We start from the raw sequence: 18,403 nt of genomic DNA, 5'->3' as shown, positions 1-18,403 counted from the left end.
TCCAGGGCCCTTTCGGTAAAGGACGACTCTGGAACGGGAGATATGACCCAGACGGATCGCAGGGCATCGGCCGGTACAGCCACGCGACCGCGGAACGAGGGGGCGGTCACCGACGAAGTGCTGGTGCCGCAGGCACCCCCTGCGGCACCAGTGATCGTCGCAGGGCGCGGCAACGGCGGAGACCGGCTCGCGGCACTGGACGGGCTGCGCTTCCTGGCGGCGCTGTCGGTGGTGCTCTTCCACTTCGCCGGCCAGACACCGGGGGCGATGCAGGTCATCTGGGGGCGCCCGTACCAGAGCGTCTTCCCCGCGCTGCACGGCTACTTCGCCTTCGGGCGGCTCGGTGTCGACCTGTTCTTCCTGATCAGCGGCTTCGTCATCTGCATGAGCGCGTGGGGGCGCACCCCGCGTGACTTCTTCATCTCCCGCGTCACCCGCCTGTACCCGATGTACTGGATCGCCATCGTGGTGTCGGCGTGCGTCATCTACTTCGCCGACACCCCCTTCGGGCACCCCCACCCGCGCGTCCTGCTCGCGAACTTCACCATGCTCCAGACCCCGCTCGGCGTGTCCAACCTGGACCCCGTCTACTGGACCCTGTGGCCGGAGCTCTGCTTCTACCTCACCTTCGCCGTCGTGGTGTGGAAGGGCCTCAGCTACCAGCGCGTCGTGATCTTCTGCGGGCTGTGGACGGTCGCCGCCGTACTCGCGCCCGCCGCCCACATCCCGCTGCTCACGCTCGTGGTGAACCCGACCTCTGCCCCGTACTTCATCGCGGGCATGGCCTTCTACCTCATGCACCGCTACCGGCCCACACCTCTGCTGTGGGGCATCGTCGCCATGTCCTGGCTGCTGGCCCTGCACTTCCTGCTGGCACCCACCGGCGGCCGCAACAACTGGGAGACCTGGGCGCCCTGGCGCGGCTGGCTCGTCCTGGCGGTCACGGTCTTCTTCCTGATGGTCGGCGCGATCGCGCTCGGCCGGACCCGCCGGCTCCGCTGGCGCGGGCTGACCGTCATGGGCACGATGACCTTCCCGCTCTACCTGCTGCACGACACGCTCGGCATGACCGTCGCGCACCACTTCGGCGACCGGTTCGATCCGCTCCTCCTGGTCGGGGTCACGGTCGTCGCCCTGGTCGTGCTGGCCCATCTCGTGCACCGGTTCGTGGAGCGTCCGATGGTGCGGGCCATGCGGCGTTCGCTGAAGAGCGCCACGTTCGTTCCGCAGCCTCCGGCGCGGCATCGTTGAGTGCCGCACACTCCTTGTCGCGGCCCCGCGCCTCCGACGGCACGACGGTGTGCGCGAGTCGGGCCCCCACGGGCATCCGTCCGGATCCGGCGGGCACGGCGGAAGCGGCACCGTCGCTCTGCCGGAGTTCGGCGAGCAGTTCGTTCTGGCCGGCCAGGAGTTCGGTGAGGATACGGCGGGCCGCGCGCAGCAGTTCTGCGACATCGCCGCCGGCGAGGGCGTAGCGGACCGTCGATCCTTCCCGGATGGACACGACGATGCCGGAGCGTCGCAGCACGGCCAGTTGCTGCGAGAGGCTGGACGGCTCGATCTCGATGTCGGCGAGCAGATCGCGTACGGGCACGGGACCGTGCTGGAGCAGCTCCAGGACCCGGATGCGCACGGGGTGCCCGAGCATGCGGAAGAACTCCGCCTTGGCCTGGTAGAGGGGGACTTGCATGAGTGCGTGCTCCCTGCCGCATCGGGGATGGTCCAAGACGCGGTGGCGCCCCGCGGGACGCCACACGGAATGTGCTGTGCAGAGCAGATCCTTCTCGCCCCGGGCCGCGTGCAACCACGAATTGGAATCATGCTGATGTGGTGACTTGAAGAAGTTTTCACATCATGGGCACACGTCGGCCCGGGGCAGGCGAAGAGCTAGATCTCGAGCTGTTCCTCGACGCGCTTGAGCTGGTGGCGGGCCATCGCCAGATTCGAACGGGTCTTGTCCAGCACCAGGTAGAGGAACAGGCCGTTGCCGTTGCGTCCGGTGACCAGGCGGATCAGGTGGTACTGGTCGCCGAGCGTGATCAGCACGTCCTGGATCTCACTGTTCAGGCCCAACTGCTCCATGGTGCGCACCTTGGCGCGGATCACATCCGTGTTCCCCGCCGCGGCGATGGTGAGATCCAGGTCCTTGCCCCCGCCCAGGGTTCCCAGGGCCATTCCGCTGGTGTAGTCGACGACCGCCGCGCCCAGCGCCCCCTCGACCGCGGTCATCATTTCCTTCAGCGACACTTCCACACTCGCCACGGTGTCTCCCCTTGATCGTCGGCTGAGTCCGGGACGGCGCCGGCCGTCCGGTGAGCGCACCGTAGGCGCGCGTCCGGGACGTCCGAGGGGAGGTCTTCAACACTGACATCCATTGATCGGGGAGTGTCGAATACGAACACGTTGACGATCACAACTGACCTTTCGCTTCTCTGTACCCACGCGTTTCGAGGTATCAGGGGATACGCAGGGCCAGGATGGCGATGTCGTCGTGCTGGTCGTTGCTCAACCGGGTGAGCAGTTCGTCGCGGAAGACCGTCAGCGGTTCACGGGCCAGCGCGGCCGCGTGCTGGCGCAGCCGGGTGAGGCCGCGGCCGATGTCCTCACCGGGACGTTCGATGAGGCCGTCGGTGTAGAAGAGCAGGGTGCCGCCGGACGGCAGGGCGACCACCGCGGTCTCGCGCCGGAGCGCCGGGTCGACTCCCAGGACGGGGGCGTGTCCCTCCTCCAGCAGGAGAGTGCGGCCGTCGGGCTGGGCGAGCAGCGGCGGAAGGTGGCCGGCGTTGCTCATGAACAGCCGCCACGGTCCAGCGGGCGGCGTCTCGACACGGGCGATGACGGCTGTGACGAGTTCGATGCTGGTCAGGCCCTGCATGACCCGGTCCAGACGGTTCATCACCCCGGCCGGATCGTCCCCGCTGTCGTAGGCGAGGGCGCGCATCATGTTGCGCAACTGGCCCATGCGGACGGCCGCCGCCAGGTCGTGGCCGACCACGTCCCCGATCGCGAGGACCACCGAGCCGTCGGGGAGCGGGAAGGCGTCGTACCAGTCGCCGCCGACCTCGGCCCGCTCGCGGGCGGCCACGTAACGGGTGGCGAGCTGGAGGTGCCCGAGCCCGGTCAGATCGGGCAGAAGGGAGAGCTGGAGCTGCTCCGCGGTGTGCTGTTGCAGCGCGTACAGACGCGCGTTGTCCAGGGCGAGGCCCGCGCGGTGCCCCAGGTCGGCGGCGAGCGCCCGCTCCTGCTCGTCGAAGGGAACGGCCGGGGCACGGCGTACGAAGGTGAGCGCTCCGAGAGCCTCCCGGCGTACGCCCATGGGCACGATCAACGCGGTCTCGGCGCCCAGCATCCGGTAAAGGGCCCACTGGGCGGAGCGCAGGGAGTCGTCCGGATCGGGCATGTCGAAGTCGGTGACCACCGTCGGACCCGCGCCGCGCAGCACCTTCGCCAAGGCGGCGGCCGAGTCGTCCGGCCCGGGCAGGAACCCGCCCGGCAGTACCCGCAACACCCGCTCCGCGTCCCGGTCCATGACGGTGAGACGGCGCAGCCCGTTCCCCTCGACCAGGTCGACGACACAGGCGTCGGCCAGATGCGGAACCACCACCCGGGCCACGCGGCGCAGCGCCTCCTCCGCGTCGAGCCCCGACGCCATCGCGCGGCTCGCCTCGGCGAGCAGCCGCAGCCGGCCCGCGGCGACCTCCGACGTGGATCCCGCCCCCGGCTCCGCCGACTGTGAAGGCTTCCGCTTCATCGTGTTCCTTCCTTACGCGCCTGTTGTAACACTCTGTCATCCTTCGTCGGGATACTGTGCCGTTCGTGCGGCGAAAGCTCGCGCTCGGTGCGTCGCCGTTGTACGGTGCTGCCCTCGAAAGTTTCGTTGCGCTGCACGAAACGGCCGGAACTTTCATTGCGCGGAGCCGCTGGAGCCGAGCGAATCGGCGGCTTTCCGGGCATCCGTCCCTCTTTGTCAGCCGTGTGATGCGTCGATGGCCGAGTTGGAATGGCCAAACCGAGGTGGCTCACCTCCCGGGTGTTGTCATGCTCTGGGTGCCATTCCTACCCTTGGGAGCGCTCCCAGTTGTCTCGCGTCGCCCCACGAACCACGCAACATTCGAACCGGTACACCCCACATTCGATCGCGCATCGTCCTCCGGAGGTCCCCATGCGCTTCCATCGGTCCCGATATCGGCCCAGAGTGTGGGCGGCCGCGGTCCTGGTCGCCACCGCGAGCCTCATCACCCCCTCGCTCACCGCACAGGCGGGCGCCGCCGAGGGAGCCGTCGTCGCGGCGCAGGTGCTGGCCGGCGGAGAGGACGACGGTGCGGACTGCGCGGTGCCCAACCCGGGTTCTCCGGCGGCCAGTTCCCTACTGCCGGACCCCTTCAAGAAGCTGAACGGCACGCGTATCACGGCCAAGGGCGACTGGCGGTGCCGCCGGGCGGAGATCAGCCAGCTGGCGCAGAGGTCCGTCTACGGTCAGAAGCCCGCGAAACCCGCGAGCGTCACGGGCACGGTGTCGGCGAGCAGCATCACCGTGAACGTGACGGACCAGGGCAAGAGCGCGAGCTTCTCGGCGAGCGTGAGCCTGCCGAGCGGTTCGGGGCCCTACCCGGCCATCATCGTGTTCGGCGGGCTCGGCGCGGACACGGCCACCATCAAGGCCGCCGGCGTCGCCGTCATCAACTACGACCCCTACACGGTGGGCAAGGAGGGCACCGCGCGGAACAACAAGCAGGGTGCCTTCTACAGCGTGTACGGATCGTCCAGCAGTACGGGCCTGCTGATGGCCTGGTCCTGGGGTGTGAGCCGCATCATCGACGTCATCGAGCAGTCGGGCGGCAACATCCTCAAGGCGAGCGCGACCGGAGTGACGGGATGCTCGCGGTTCGGCAAGGGTGCCATCGTGGCCGGCGCGTTCGACCAGCGCGTCGCACTGACCATGCCGATCGAGTCGGGAAGCGGCGGTGTGCCCATCCTCCGCGGCATTCCGGGGGAGAGCGGCGCGCAGCCGCTGAGCAGCGCCTACTCGGAACAGCCCTGGCTGGGCGACGCGTTCAGCTCCTACACGGGCAACCCGAACTCCCTGCCGGTGGACACCCACGAAATCCTGGGCATGGTCGCGCCGCGCGGGCTGTTCGTGATGGAGAACCCGTACGTCGACTGGCTGGCCGCCAGGTCGGGAAGCGTGGCGGCGCTGGGCGGGGCCGAGATCTACAAGGCGCTCGGCGCCGGCAGCAACATCACCTACTGGTCGGACGTCCAGGACGGCACCCACTGCGCCGTCAGGTCCGAGTGGAAGACACCGTTGCAGCAGAACCTCCAGAAGTTCCTGCTGGGCGCGGGCAACGGCTCCGGAGTGTTCAGGATCGCCGCCGGCAAGTCCGGCAACCTGTCCTCGTGGCGTGACTGGCAGACGCCGACCCTGACAGACGGCGGAGACGGCAACGGAGGCGACCCGGGTGGCGGCACGGGGGGAGACCCGGGCGGTGACCCGGGCGGCGGTGGCACGAACGGTACGTGCACCGCCGCCTACCGCAACGTCAACAGCTGGCCCGGCGGCTTCCAGGGTGAGGTGACGGTCCGCAACAACGGCACCAGCACGCTCAACGGCTGGACCGTCGGCCTGAACCTGGCCTCCGGTCAGTCCATCAGCAGCCTCTGGGACGGCGTCAACACCGGGACCAGCGGATCCGTCACGGTACGCAACACCTCGTACAACGGCAGCCTCGCGGCCAACGGCACCGCCACCTTCGGCTTCACCGCCACCGGCAACTCCACTCCCGCACCGGGGAACATCACCTGCAAGAGTCCCTGATCGCCAGTCAGGACCCGTGAGAGCCCGCCCGCGTATCCGGGCTCCACGCATGCGGAACCCACGTGTACCACCGGGTCAGCCGGTACCTGGACGGCACCGGCTGACCCGATCCAAATTCCTCTGCCGGGGGTGCCCATCGTGGCAAGCCGGCACGTACGCACGTCCTCCGGAGAGAAGCCGAACGTGGATCGACCGCCACATCCCCCGGAGAGGATGGGCAGCCCACCGGTTGGATATTCACATCCAAGCCTCCAGGTCGGCGCACCAGCAAGGGGTTTCCGGATACGTCACTCCATCAGGGGAGCGCGACCCTCGCGCTCCCCTCTCGTCGTGCCACCTGCTGGGATTGCCCGGGTCGTGTCCCCTTTTACTCCATACGGGTGATGATGGTGAAGGGCCTCTTGTCACCCGATCGGAGGTGTGGGTCACTGAGAGTGTGACACCGGCGGGCTGCCCATCCCCGTGCCAGAAGGACGTTGAGACAGGCAGCTGTTGCCGGTTTTCTCCATGCCCAGGGAAGACGGCGCAGGCTGCTGCGCGCCTGGCCATGTGCGCCCGGCGACAGTCCGTTCGTTCCCTCCGGGTCCAGCAGCATTCCTGAGCCGTGTTCTTCCACGCCTGAAGCAGCCCGAACGGGCTGACGGCGCTCGTGTGCCTGCGGCGGTCCGCCTTCTCGGCGGCGACGCGGACGGTGACTGGCCATCCCGCTGGTTTCTCGCATGTCCCCAGCAGAGACGAAGGAGTGTCCCCATGCCCATCTCTCCGAACCAAGGTTCCACCGGCGGAGGCACGCTGGTGACCATCACCGGTACCAACCTCTCCAACACCAGCGCGGTGACCTTCGGCACCAAGCCCGCCACGAGCGTCACCAACGTCTCAGCGACCCAGGTCACCGCGGTCTCCCCCTCGGGGGCAGGCACGGTCGGGGTCACCGTGACAACCCCCGGCGGGACGAGCAACCCGGTGTCGTTCTTCTACGTCGGTGCCCCGTTCAAGTCCGCTCTGAGCACCAGCTCCGGGCCGTTGGCGGGTGGCAATACCATCACCATCAACGGCACCGGCCTGTCGACGGCGACCAGGGTGTCCTTCGGCGCGAACACCGCCACCCCGACGGTGAACTCAGACAGTTCCATCAGCGTCGTCGTGCCCGCGGGCACCGCGGCCGGACCGGTTGGGGTGACCGTGACGACAGCGGGCGGCAGCAACAACGGCCTCTCCTACACCTACATCGACGACCCGACGATCGTGACCGTCAACCCGTCCTCGGGCCCGACCTCCGGCGGAACGGCGGTGACCATCACGGGCACCAACCTCGACAGCACCAGCTCGGTCACCTTCGGCGGCACCGCCGCGCCGTTCTCCGTCCTCAGCGCCACCACCTTGTCGGCGGTCACCCCGCCCGGCACGGCGGGCGCCGTCGACGTGGTGGTCACCAACCCTGCCGGGACGGCCACCGCCGCCGGCGGATTCACCTACGTCTCCGGCCCCGGCATCTGATCCAGCGGCCCCGTACCGGGACCACACCACACACCCGTCCGAGCGCAGACCCCCTCCGCTCGGGCGGGCGTGTCGACGCACTGGCCGTCGTTGCCCGAACCGGTGTGGCACAGACCCGCCGCAGTGCTGCGCGAAGGAGTACAGCCATGGCTGCCCCCACCGTCTCCTCGATCAGTCCCAGCCAGGGGCCGTCCTCCGGCGGGAACACCGTCACCGTGACGGGTACCGACTTCACCGGTGTGATAGCCGTGCAGTTCGGCGGCAGAGCCGCCATCTCGTTCACCGCCCTCAGCGGCACACAGCTCACCGCGGTCCCTCCCTCCGGCGCCGGTACGGTCAACGTGACCGTCACTACCAGCCAGGGCACCAGCACCCAGACCGTCACGTACACCTACGTCTCCGCCCCCACCGTATCGGGCGTGACGCCCAGTCAGGGGCCGGTCTCCGGGGGCACCACGGTGGCGCTGACGGGCACCAACCTGTCGGGGGCGACGGCCGTGCTCTTCGACGGGATCGCGGCGACGTCGTTCACCGTCCTGTCCGCCACGAGGATCGTCGCGGTGACTCCCGCTCACGCGGCCGGTGCCGCGGCGGTCACGGTGACCACCCCCGGCGGCACCAGCAACCCCGACACCCCCAGCGCGTACTTCTACTACGCCCCAGTGCCGTCGCTGACCGACATCGAACCCCCAGCCGGACCTTCGGCCGGCGGCGCTGCGGCGACCCTGACGGGCAGCGGACTTCTCAACGCGACGGCGGTGCGCTTCGACACGGCGGCGGCTTCGTTCACCGTCGTCTCCGCCACTCAGATCACCGTGGTGACTCCCGCTCACGCGGCCGGTGCCGCGGCGGTCACGGTGACCACCCCCGGCGGCACCAGCAACCCTCTCAGCTACGTCTACCTCGACCCGCCTATCCTCATCTCCGTGATCCCCGGCCAGGGGCCGACGTACGCGGGAGCCGTCGTCACGCTGACCGGAAGCAACCTCACCACCACGACCGGCGTGGAGTTCGGCGGCGTCCCCGCGTCGTTCACCGTGCTCTCCCCGACCAGCGTCACGGCTGTCGCGCCCGCCGGTGCCGCCGGAGTGGTCACCGTCACGGTGACCACTCCCGCGGGCGTCAGTAACGGGCTCACCTACACCCGGACCGCGGGCCCCGCGATCTGACGCATGAGGTCGGCCCGACTCCGGCGCCATCCGACCGCACGTCAATTCGCCGTGATGTGTGGCTGGTTGAAAAAGCTTACCTTCCCATAGGATTTTGTTCGTGTCATAGCAGTGTTATGGCTTGAATATGCGCTTTTCTCTTCATGTCTCCCTTCATCGCAGGCGAAGAGTGAAAGGCGTGGTGTTTTGATGCGAAGGCGAAGGCTTACCTTTCTGTCGTTGGCCCTGGGAACGGTGAGTCTCGGCCTGGCATGTGAGCTGCAAGGGCCTTTGGCGGCAGCTGCTTTGGGGCTGTCGGACACGGCGCGCTCAGGGCTCGCTGCCACACACGTGGAACGGAACGCGTTCGGGGCAGCGATTCCCGGGACAGTCACTGCCAGGACGAGCTTGAGCATCCGAGCCCAACCCACGACCAAGTCCGCAGAGCTGGGGAGCTATTCCAGCGGCGCACGGATCAGCGTCTGGTGCCAGGCGGTGGGCGAGAGCGTCGGCGGCGACTCGAACTGGTACAGGCTCGCCAATCGCTCGGGCTGGGTGGCCGCCCGCTACGTCAGGGTCTCGGGCCCCGTACCGCCGTGCGGCGAGCCCGGACCCCAGGGCCCGCAGGGCGCGACGGGTGCCACGGGCGCGACCGGCGCTGCCGGGCCGCAGGGTGTGGGTGGTCCTGCCGGTCCTCAGGGCACTACGGGAGCGACCGGGGTTCAGGGTGCGAGCGGTCCGCAGGGTGTCAACGGCGCTGCCGGGCCGCAGGGTGTGGGTGGTCCTGCCGGTCCTCAGGGCAATACGGGAGCGACTGGTGTTCAGGGTGCGAGCGGTCCGCAGGGCGTGACCGGTGCCGCTGGTCCGCAGGGTGTCAACGGCGCTGCCGGGCCGCAGGGTGTGGGTGGTCCTGCCGGTCCTCAGGGCAATACGGGAGCGACTGGTGTTCAGGGTGCGAGCGGTCCGCAGGGCGTGACCGGTGCCGCTGGTCCGCAGGGTGTCAACGGCGCTGCCGGGCCGCAGGGTGTGGGTGGTCCTGCCGGTCCTCAGGGCAATACGGGTGCCACTGGTGTTCAGGGTGCGACGGGTCCGCAGGGTGACATCGGGGTGACCGGTCCGCAGGGCGCTACGGGTACTACGGGTGCGGCCGGTCCTCAGGGCAACACGGGTGCGACGGGTCCTCAGGGCAATACGGGAGCGACTGGTGTTCAGGGTGCGAGCGGTCCGCAGGGCGTGACCGGTGCCGCTGGTCCGCAGGGTGTCAACGGCGCTGCCGGGCCGCAGGGTGTGGGTGGTCCTGCCGGTCCTCAGGGCAATACGGGTGCCACTGGTGTTCAGGGTGCGACGGGTCCGCAGGGTGACATCGGGGTGACCGGTCCGCAGGGCGCTACGGGTACTACGGGTGCGACCGGTCCTCAGGGCAATACGGGTGCCACTGGTGCTCAGGGTGCGACGGGTCCGCAGGGTGACATCGGGGTGACCGGTCCGCAGGGCGCTACGGGTACTACGGGTGCGACCGGTCCTCAGGGCAATACGGGTGCCACTGGTGCTCAGGGTGCGACGGGTCCGCAGGGTGACATCGGGGTGACCGGTCCGCAGGGCGCTACGGGTACTACGGGTGCGACCGGTCCTCAGGGCAACACGGGTGCGACGGGTCCTCAGGGCAACACGGGCGGGACCGGCCCGCAGGGCACCACCGGTGTCACCGGCCCGCAGGGTGCCGCCGGCCCGCAGGGCGCGTCGGCCGGCGCCAACGTCACTCAGGTCGTCGGAGGCGACGCGACGCTGGTGCCTGGCCAGACGCTGGCCTTGGTCGTCGTGTGTCCGGCCGGTCAGAAGGCGGTCAGCGGGGGCTGGGTCGGGGGCGACGAGGTCATCCCCGTGAACAGCTACCAGAGCACGAGCACGAACCCCGGCGACAGCTGGACCGTGAACTTCCACAACACCTCCGCCACCCAGAGCTACGACGTCACCCCCCTTGCCTACTGCTCGCCATGACGGCCTGCTCCGCGGCTTCCGGGACCCCGTCGAGTCGTCCGGGTCCACCGCGAGGCGGCTCAACGGCGGACGGCGCGCAAAGATGGAAGAAGAGACACATCCATACCGGATCACAGGAGAGGAGGAGCGGGGATGGTTACGGCAGCTGAGACCGTGCTCGAGCCCACCGAGCGTGTCCGGGCCCAGAAGAAGATGTCGGACGCTGGACTGACCACGCTCGAGCCTGCGGCACGCGTGCGGGCCCAGAAGGGGCATTACACGACCCAGAGCAGGCGAGCGTTCACCGGCCGTGCGCAAGCCCAGCAGGACGGGGCCGGGGAGGCCCATCCTGACGGGGGTTTCCACCTGGGCACTCGCGTGTTCCGCGCCCCGGTTCCGATCCCGCACCTCAGTCTGGGGAACGTGCCCACCCGGGACCTGGTCTTCTACGGGGGCCTGGGAGCCCTCACCGTCGCAGGAGCGCTGGAATGGCCGGTCGCCCTGGCCGTCGGGGGAGCCGCCTGGCTCGTGCGCGGCAGGCGGAAGGAAGGGCGCTGACACCGCGGAGCCAGAAGGAAGCAACGCCCGGCAGCGTGAGGCTGCCGGGCGTTCCCGATGACACCGGCGTCAGGGACTCGTGAGAACGACGAGCTGCTGGGTCGCTCTGGTCATGGCGACATAGCGGTCGATCGCTCCTGCGACGCCCTCGCCGAACCTGTCCGGGTCGACGAGGACGACCAGGTCGAATTCGAGCCCCTTCGACAGCTCCGGAGTGAGTGACCGGACACGGGACGTGGTCCGGAACGCGGGATCGCCGATGACGCAGGCGATCCCGTCGGCATGTGCGGCCAGCCAGGTGCCGACGATCGAGCGCAGCTCCGAGGCGGATCCGCGTACGACGGGGACGCCGCTGCCGCGAACCGAGGTCGGCACGTTGGCGTCCGGGAGCACGGCCCGGATGACCGGCTCGGCTTCCGCCATGATCTCCTCCGGCGTCCGGTAGTTGATGCTCAGGGACGCCAGGTCGATCCGGTCGAGCCCGATCCGTTCGAGTCGTTCCCGCCACGACTCCGTGAAGCCGCGCCTGGCCTGGGCCCGGTCCCCGACGACGGTGAAGCTCCGCGACGGGCACCGCAGCAGCAGCATCTGCCACTCCGCGTCGGTCAGTTCCTGCGCCTCGTCGACGACGATGTGCGCGAACGGGCCGGCGAGCAGGTCCGGGGCGGCGATGGACAGTTCGGACTCGTCGACCAGGCTGACCTCGGCGTCCGCACCGCGCAGCATCGTCACCAGACCCTCACCGTCGTCACCGTCGGCCCCGGAGTCGGCCGCGGCGGCGATCAGGTTGTCGACGACCTGCGCCATGCGCTCCCGCTGGGCGGCGAGGACGGCCGCGTGCCGGGCCTTGCGCCGCGACGTCTCCGCGTCACCGAGCCGCTGCCGCGCCGCGTCCAGCAGTGGCAGGTCGGACACCGTCCAGGCCTGGGCGTCCGGGCGCTGGAGCTTCTCGACGTCGTCGCGGCCGAGCCAGGGGGCGCACATGCGAAGATAGGCGGGCACGGACCACAGGTCTCCGACGAGGTCGGCCGCTTCGAGCAGCGGCCAGGCTCGGTTGAGGGCGGTGAGCAGTTCCCGGTTGCGCGTCAGGGACGTGCGGAGCCGGTCGGCCGAGATGTCGCCCTCTTGCCCGTCCACTTCGTGCTTGTCCACCAGGATCGTGAGCAGCTCCTCCCGGATCTGGTCGCGCGCCTCGTTGTGCGGGGTGCCGGGTTCGACCGCCTCGAACGCCGCCGCCCAGTCGTCGGCGCTCAGCCGGACGTCGGACCAGGGGGTCGTGACCGTCATCCCCTCCGTGGGTGGCTCCTCGTAGAACCTGACGGCCTTCTCGATCGCCTTCACCATGTCCGCGGACGACTTCAGGAGGGCCACCTCCGGGTCGCTCTCGACCGCCGCCGCGGCTCCCTCGGCGACGAGGTCGCGCAGGGTGCAGGTCTGTACGCCCTCCTCGCCGAGGCTCGGGAGGACGTCGGCGACGTAGCCGAGGTAGGGCTGGTGCGGGCCGACGAACAGCAGGCCGCCGCGGCGGTGGCCGAGGCGGGGGTCGGAGTGGAGAAGGTAGGCGGCGCGGTGCAGGGCGACGACGGTCTTCCCGGTGCCCGGACCGCCGTCCACGACGAGTGCGCCGCGGGAGCCCGCACGGATGATGGCGTCCTGGTCGGCCTGGATGGTGCCGAGCACGTCGCGCATCCGGGACGACCGGCTGCCGCCCAGGCCGGCGATGAAGGCGGACTGGTCGTCGAGCGCGGCATGCCCGGCGATGTCGTCCGCGATGAACACCTCGTCCCAGTAGTCGCTGATCCGCCCGCGGGTCCAGCGGTATCTGCGGCGGCTCCTCAGCCCCATCGGACGGGCGTGGGTGGCTCCGAAGAACGGCTCGGCCGCGGGGGAGCGCCAGTCGAGCAGCAGCCTGCGTCCCGTGCTGTCCGTGAGGCCGAGCCGTCCGACGTACAGGGGCTCGGGGTCGTCCGTGCCGACCATGCGACCGAGGCACAGGTCCAGACCGAAGCGGCGCAGGGTGCGGAGCCGTGCGGTCAGCCGGTGGATCTCCAGGTCCCGGTCCAGCGCCTGCCGGCCCGTGCCGCCGGGTGCCCTGCGTTCGGCGGCGAGGCGGTCGGACACCTCGGCCATCGACTGCTCGAGGCACTCCGCGAGGGCCGCGAAGTGCTGCTCGTCGTCGGCGATCAGTGCCGGGTCGGCCTTGGGGGAGAGACGGTCGGGCAGGTCGCAAGCGCTGGTGGTGAGGGGGTTCATGGTCTCTTGGGTTCCGATCGGAGGTCGCTTGCGACCGTTGCGTGCGGCACAGGATCGACGCGCCCGCATGGCCCACGCGGGCACCGGCGGAATCCTGGTTTTCGGCTTCGGCCGGTGATTGTGCGGCACGACGGGGGCCTTGCCGCAAGCCCCCCAGTGGGCTATACGTTGAGAGTGGAAAGGCGCTGGTGATTCTCCTTTCCCTTTCTTTTTGCCGTCGTACGCCGACGAGAGATGCCGACGGACAGGCACCTCGCGAAGCTCCCGGCACCCCTCCGGTCCGAACCGCCACTTCCAGCAGGGTGCCGGCGGCCTCGGTCACCGCTTCCTGGCACACGGCGACCAGGGTGTCGTCCTCCTGGTGTGCCGGTGTTCAGCGCGGAGCCCAGTCCGCGGTGGGCGCTGACGTGGTCGATGTAGGCCCGGGTCCCGGCGATGAGCGCTTCGCGAGGGTTCGGCTCGAGGCGCAGTCGCTCGGCCGGCTCGCACAGCGTCTCGACCTCGCCGACGCACACCGCCACCAGGAGGTCACGCCGGGTCGGGAAGTGCCGATAGAGCGTCGCGTTGCCGACGCCGGCCCGTCGGGCGATCAGATCCAGGGGGTGTCGGGGCCTTCCGGGACAGACGTGGTGACCGCTGGGGGCTGGGAGGACCGCGACGCCTTCCAGGCCTGGAAGGCGGCCGTTTCCGACGAGCGGGTGGGCATTGACGAGGAGCGGTTCCTCGACCGGTCCCAGACCCGCGCGGCCCTGATCGAGGACGGGGTTGCGGCGGGCTAGCCCCAGCGGTGATCCCCGTTCCCCTCCCCGTCGCCCTGGGTGTCGGGAAGCGCCGGCGGTCCGGTGTCCGGCGCGGTTCTCGCCACCATCTCGGCGAGTCGCCTGCTGGCTTCCTGGATCTTTTCCTGGGCCTGGTTTCGCTCCGTGATGGCCGTGGAGAGCAGCAGCGCGGTCAGCGCGGCGGCGCCGTTGTAGGCCTGCAGCGAAATCATGCCGGTGAGCAGGGTGTGTCCCGCGAACGGGCCCGCCTTGTGCGTGGCGGCGAGGATGGCGAAGGTGGACACGGCCAGCGCGCAGGGCGTGGCTCCGGCGCGCTGGAAGCGGAAGGCTGCCCAGGTCAGCAGCGGGAAGCCGAGGAAGAGCAGCGGTGCGGTGGAGGTTTGGAGGAGACCGACGCCGATGGTGGCCGCGACGAGCAGCGATCCCTCCGCCCATCTGGAGGGCGGTGCGTCCTTCGGGCGGCGGGCCGAGCGGAGGGCGAGCAGCAGCGGTGTGACCAGCAGGACGCCCATGGCGTCGCCGGTCCACCAGACCCACCACGTCAGCCAGAACCCGCCGGCCGGCTGCGCGTGAGCGAGACTCAGGCTGCCGCTGCCCACGGTCGCGCTGATGAGCATGCCGGCGAACGCGCCGAGGAAGACCAGCGCGAGCGCGTCCTGGAAGCGGTTCATCCGGGTGCGGAACCCGGTGCCGCGAAGGAGTGCGAAGGAACAGAGGGGCGCGAGAGTGTTGCCTGCCGTGATCGCGAGCACGGCGGGTGTCGACGGCCCCAGCGGGATGTCGATCAGGAGGGCGCCGAGCGCGATCCCGGGCCAGACCCGCAGGCCCAACAGGAGCAGGCCGGCCAGGGCGATCCCGGTCGGCGGCCACAGCGGCGTGACCTGGCCGCGCATGAACTGTTGGAGGAGCCCCAGCCTGCCGGAGGCGTAGTACAGCGCGGCAACGGCACCGATCTGCAGGGCCCTGAGGCCACTGCTGCGGAGCTCGTCGCGGCTCGCGACAGTCATCGCAAGGTCTTCCCCTCGGCCCTGCTCCCTCGTTCACCGTTCGCTGAGCGCGGGGTGCGCACGGCGAGGATGGCCATGTCGTCGTGCGCGTCGCTGGGGTGGTGGTCGGCGAGGGCCTGCACGAAGTCCCGCAGGGGGAGGGCCGCGTGTGTGGTGGCGAGCTCGGCGAGTTCGCCCAGGCTCTCGTCGAGCGGGTGGTCGGGGTGTTCGATGAGCCCGTCGGTGAAGAAGACCACGGTGGTGTCCGGGGGCAGGGGGTGGGTGTGGTCGGGTCGGGACTGCCCGACATCGACGTTCAGTGGTAGTCCGGGCTCCGCGAACAGGTACTCCGCCCGGCCGCCCGGGGCGATCAGCAACGGGGGGATGTGACCCGCGGAGCTCCAGTGCAGCCTCCAGGCAGCCCCCGAGGGTTCGATGCGCGCCAGGCTCGTGGTGGTGACGGGGTTGTCGGTGATGGCCTCCAGGGTGCGGTCGAGCTGGGCGAGGACCGCGCTGGGCGGACTGAGCAGGGTGAACAGCAAGGCGCGCAGCATGTTGCGGGTGGAGGCCATGGCGGCGGCCGCGTGCAGATCGTGACCGACCACGTCGCCGATGACGACCGCCACCGCGCCGTCCGGAAGCAGGATGGCGTCGTACCAGTCGCCGCCCACATGGTGGGGTTTGGCGGCGGGCCGGTAGATCGCGGCGGCGTCGAAGGGCCGCATGTCGGGCAGCGTCGGCAGCAGACGCCGCTGGAACTGTTCGGATCCGGCACGAACCTGTTCGAAGAGCCGGACGTTCTCGATCGCGATACCGGCGGCGCTGGCGAGGGCGATGACGATGGTCTGGTCGTGGACGTCGAAGGGCTGTCCGTCGCGCCGCTCGGAGAGGTAGAGGTCGCCGTAGATTCCGCCGCGGACGCTGACGGCGACGCCCAGCAGGGTGCGCATGGGCGGGTGGCCGGGAGGCAAGCCGACCGAGGACGGATGGGCGGAGATGTCGTCCACCCGCAAGGGCTCGGGATGGTGGATCAGGTGCCCGAGCACACCCCGACCGCGAGGAAACGCCACATCGGCCAGGGCCGCCTGCTCCTCCTCGGACAGGCCGACGGCGATGAACTGCTCCAGGAACTCGCCGGACTCGTCGAGGACTCCCAGTGCCCCGTAGCGGGCGTCGGCCAGTTCCATGGCGGTGGTCACGATGCGGTGCAGTACCGCGGGCAGCTCCACCTCCCGGGTGATGGCCACCACCGCCTCCAACAGGCCCTGAACCCGGTGTTTGGCGGCGGCCAGAGCGCGCAGCTGATCATCGATCCGGCCCAGCTCGGCGTCCAGACCCGCCAGCAGGTCGGGGCGGGGCGGCCGCTGAGCGCCTTCCCTCTTCCGGCCCGCCGCCATCACGATCGCCTGCTGGAGCGGTGCTCGCTCTCGGTGGCCTTCCACCGGCGGGAGTCTCGCTCGGCGGTGGCATCGACGGTCCTGGTGGGGGTCATGTGCTCGTGCCCTTCGTCGTCGCACGCCTCGTCACCGGCTCCAACGGGTTCCCCCACGGCGGCGCCCGCCACTCACGCGATCTGCGCACCCACAGTCTCCTGACACGACCGTGATCAACCCGCACAGAGTGGCGCGACCGGACAGTCCGAGCCGCTTATTACGCTGAAAGCGGCATGTCGCACACCGTCATACAGGCTGGCTGCCGGTTCTCGTGCTCGTGGCGTGCCGGGCCGCCGCACACGGTCCCGCGCGAGGCGTGCGCCCACACCAGCGGGGCGTGCACCGAACGTTCCCGGCCCACGCCCCGCCTCCCGCCTGCGGAAGGGTGTTGCTCAGCAGTACAGGTTGTTACCGGGGCTCACGCCGAGGATGGACGCGAAGCGCTGGTAGGCGTCGACGCGGCTCTGCACCTGGGCGGGGTTCCTGCCGTCGCACTCCAGGGAGCCGTTGATCGAGCGGATGGTCTGCCCGAATCCGGCGCCGTTGACCATGGCGGCGTGCGGAGTCATGGAGCCGGGACCCGACTGGGTGTTCCAGTACCACAGGCCGGTCTTCCAGGCCACGGACGCGTCGTTCTGCACCAGCCAGGGGTTGTTGAGCAGGTCGATGCCGAGCGCGTCACCGGCTGCCTTGTAGTTGAAGTTCCAGCTGAGCTGGATGGGCCCGCGGCCGTAGTAGGCCGCCTGTCCGGCGGGGCAGCCGTACGACCGGCTCCAGTCGCAGTAGTGCGGATAGTTGGCGGTGTTCTGCTCGACGACGTAGACCAGGCCGCCCGTCTCGTGATTGACGTTCGCCAGGAACGCGGCCGCCTCCTGCTTCTTGGTCGTGTCGCTGCCCGTACCGGCGAAGCCGGGGTAGGCGCTGAGCGCGGCTGTCAGGCCGCTGTAGGTGTAGAAGGAGTTCCGGTTCGGGAACATCTGGTTGAACTGGGCCTCGGAGACGACGAACCCGGACGGGTTGCCGCTGCCGCCGCTCGACGGGGCGCTCCACTTCTGGTTGCCGCCCCCGGTGCAGGTCCAGATCTGCAGACGGGTGCCGTTGGCGCTGTTGTTGTCCCGCACGTCCAGGCACTTGTTCGCGGCCGGGTTGACGATGTCGCGGGCGGCGGTGACGACCCACTGCTGGTTCGCTCCGCCGGAGCAGTCCCACAGCTGGACGGCGGCGCCGTCGGCCGTGCTGCGGTCGACGACGTCGAGGCACTTGCCGAGCGCCCGCAGGGTTCCGTCACCGGAGTTCGACCACTTCTGGGCGTTCGTGCCGTTGCAGTCGTAGAGCTGGACGGCCGTGCCGTTGGCGTTGCTCGCGGCGGCGACGTCGACGCACTTGCCGGCGAGGCCGGTGATCTGTCCCTCCGCCGCCCAGGCGGGGGAGACGGCGAACAGGGCGGAGAGGGCGAGAGCGAGTACCGCGCTGACCGTGAGCTTGGCCAGGGGTGCGCGTCTGCGGAGGCTCAAACCGGGGTGGGGGGTGGGCATGTGGGGTGTGCTCCTGAGGGAGAGTTGGTTGAGTGACGGCGTGGCCACCCGGCTCCGGTGGGGCGGGGGAGCGGTCGCGGGGGTGGGCGTACGGGTACGGTCCGGCGAGGACCGCCGGTGCGACACGGGCGCTCGACCCGGCACGGTGGGGGGCCTGACGGCCTGGAATCTAAAGGTCTAAACCAATACGGTCAAGAGCTGGACATGACATCTGGCCGATAATCGAGCCACCGACGGCCATGCTCACCGCGCTGTGCCCCGCGGCCCACGTCTTACGCGGCGTCAGCTTGAGCGCCGGCTCGGTCCGTTCGGCGTCACAGCACATTGCCCGGCAGACATCGGAAGGCCGGCCGCGCCCGAGTCCTTGGCCGCGCGCTTACCTGCCAGGTCATCGCCCTCGACGCGGCCGCCTGCCAGGATCG

General features: G+C 69.9%; 13 protein-coding genes and 1 pseudogene. 6 read left to right on the top strand and 8 right to left on the bottom strand.

The annotated features are described in order from the left end of the window. The first annotated feature begins 42 nt into the window (after window positions 1-42). Window positions 43-1,251, top strand: coding sequence for an acyltransferase family protein (locus OIE49_RS02320; protein WP_326800816.1), 1,209 nt, complete (start codon window positions 43-45; stop codon window positions 1,249-1,251). A gap of 82 nt (window positions 1,252-1,333) precedes the next feature. Here the strand turns inward: OIE49_RS02320 and OIE49_RS02315 are convergent. The 3 genes and pseudogenes from OIE49_RS02315 to OIE49_RS02305 all read right to left on the bottom strand — a co-directional run. Next, a pseudogene (locus OIE49_RS02315) lies at window positions 1,334-1,690 on the bottom strand (ArsR/SmtB family transcription factor); the annotation flags it as partial. Window positions 1,691-1,887: 197 nt separating this feature from the next. Further along, complete coding sequence (locus OIE49_RS02310) at window positions 1,888-2,262, bottom strand: hypothetical protein (RefSeq protein WP_100568801.1); 375 nt, start codon at window positions 2,260-2,262, stop codon at window positions 1,888-1,890. Between the two features lie 193 nt (window positions 2,263-2,455). Beyond that, window positions 2,456-3,751, bottom strand: a complete 1,296-nt coding sequence (locus OIE49_RS02305; protein ID WP_326800815.1) for a PP2C family protein-serine/threonine phosphatase — start codon at window positions 3,749-3,751, stop codon at window positions 2,456-2,458. 444 nt (window positions 3,752-4,195) lie between these two features. On the opposite strand from OIE49_RS02305, the gene OIE49_RS02300 reads away from it, so the two are divergent. The 5 genes from OIE49_RS02300 (at window position 4,196) to OIE49_RS02280 (ending at window position 10,995) form a co-directional block, all read left to right on the top strand. After that, on the top strand, window positions 4,196-5,815 hold the full coding sequence (locus OIE49_RS02300; protein WP_326800814.1) for a glucuronyl esterase domain-containing protein: 1,620 nt from the start codon (window positions 4,196-4,198) through the stop codon (window positions 5,813-5,815). Window positions 5,816-6,565: 750 nt separating this feature from the next. Next, on the top strand, window positions 6,566-7,312 hold the full coding sequence (locus OIE49_RS02295) for an IPT/TIG domain-containing protein (protein WP_326800813.1): 747 nt from the start codon (window positions 6,566-6,568) through the stop codon (window positions 7,310-7,312). A 146-nt stretch (window positions 7,313-7,458) separates the two neighbouring features. Continuing rightward, window positions 7,459-8,481, top strand: coding sequence for an IPT/TIG domain-containing protein (locus OIE49_RS02290; protein ID WP_326800812.1), 1,023 nt, complete (start codon window positions 7,459-7,461; stop codon window positions 8,479-8,481). 1,563 nt (window positions 8,482-10,044) lie between these two features. Next, entirely contained in the window at window positions 10,045-10,458 is a 414-nt protein-coding gene (locus OIE49_RS02285) for a hypothetical protein (RefSeq protein WP_326800811.1), read from the top strand. A gap of 132 nt (window positions 10,459-10,590) precedes the next feature. Next, window positions 10,591-10,995 (top strand): hypothetical protein, encoded by a 405-nt coding sequence (locus tag OIE49_RS02280; protein WP_326800810.1) that lies wholly within the window; start codon window positions 10,591-10,593, stop codon window positions 10,993-10,995. A gap of 69 nt (window positions 10,996-11,064) precedes the next feature. On the opposite strand, the gene helR is transcribed toward OIE49_RS02280, so the two are convergent. The 5 genes from helR to OIE49_RS02255 all read right to left on the bottom strand — a co-directional run bounded on the left by helR (window position 11,065) and on the right by OIE49_RS02255 (window position 17,981). After that, window positions 11,065-13,248, bottom strand: a complete 2,184-nt coding sequence (gene helR, locus OIE49_RS02275; RefSeq protein WP_326800809.1) for an RNA polymerase recycling motor ATPase HelR — start codon at window positions 13,246-13,248, stop codon at window positions 11,065-11,067. 161 nt (window positions 13,249-13,409) lie between these two features. Beyond that, a complete protein-coding gene (locus OIE49_RS02270) occupies window positions 13,410-13,838 on the bottom strand; it encodes a TetR/AcrR family transcriptional regulator (RefSeq protein WP_326806118.1) in 429 nt (142 codons plus the stop codon). Window positions 13,839-14,023: 185 nt separating this feature from the next. Further along, a complete protein-coding gene (locus tag OIE49_RS02265) occupies window positions 14,024-15,034 on the bottom strand; it encodes an MASE1 domain-containing protein (protein ID WP_326800808.1) in 1,011 nt (336 codons plus the stop codon). Beyond that, on the bottom strand, window positions 15,031-16,410 hold the full coding sequence (locus OIE49_RS02260; protein WP_401739780.1) for a PP2C family protein-serine/threonine phosphatase: 1,380 nt from the start codon (window positions 16,408-16,410) through the stop codon (window positions 15,031-15,033). The genes OIE49_RS02265 and OIE49_RS02260 overlap by 4 nt, the downstream gene beginning before the upstream one ends. Before the next feature lie 428 nt (window positions 16,411-16,838). After that, entirely contained in the window at window positions 16,839-17,981 is a 1,143-nt protein-coding gene (locus tag OIE49_RS02255) for a glycoside hydrolase family 19 protein (RefSeq protein ID WP_326800806.1), read from the bottom strand. Window positions 17,982-18,403 lie beyond the last annotated feature (422 nt).

Source organism: Streptomyces sp. NBC_01788 (genome assembly GCF_035917575.1).
GTDB lineage: Bacteria > Actinomycetota > Actinomycetes > Streptomycetales > Streptomycetaceae > Streptomyces.
Note: the sequence above shows the minus strand (reverse complement) of the source record. Positions and strands in the feature narration are given on the sequence as shown.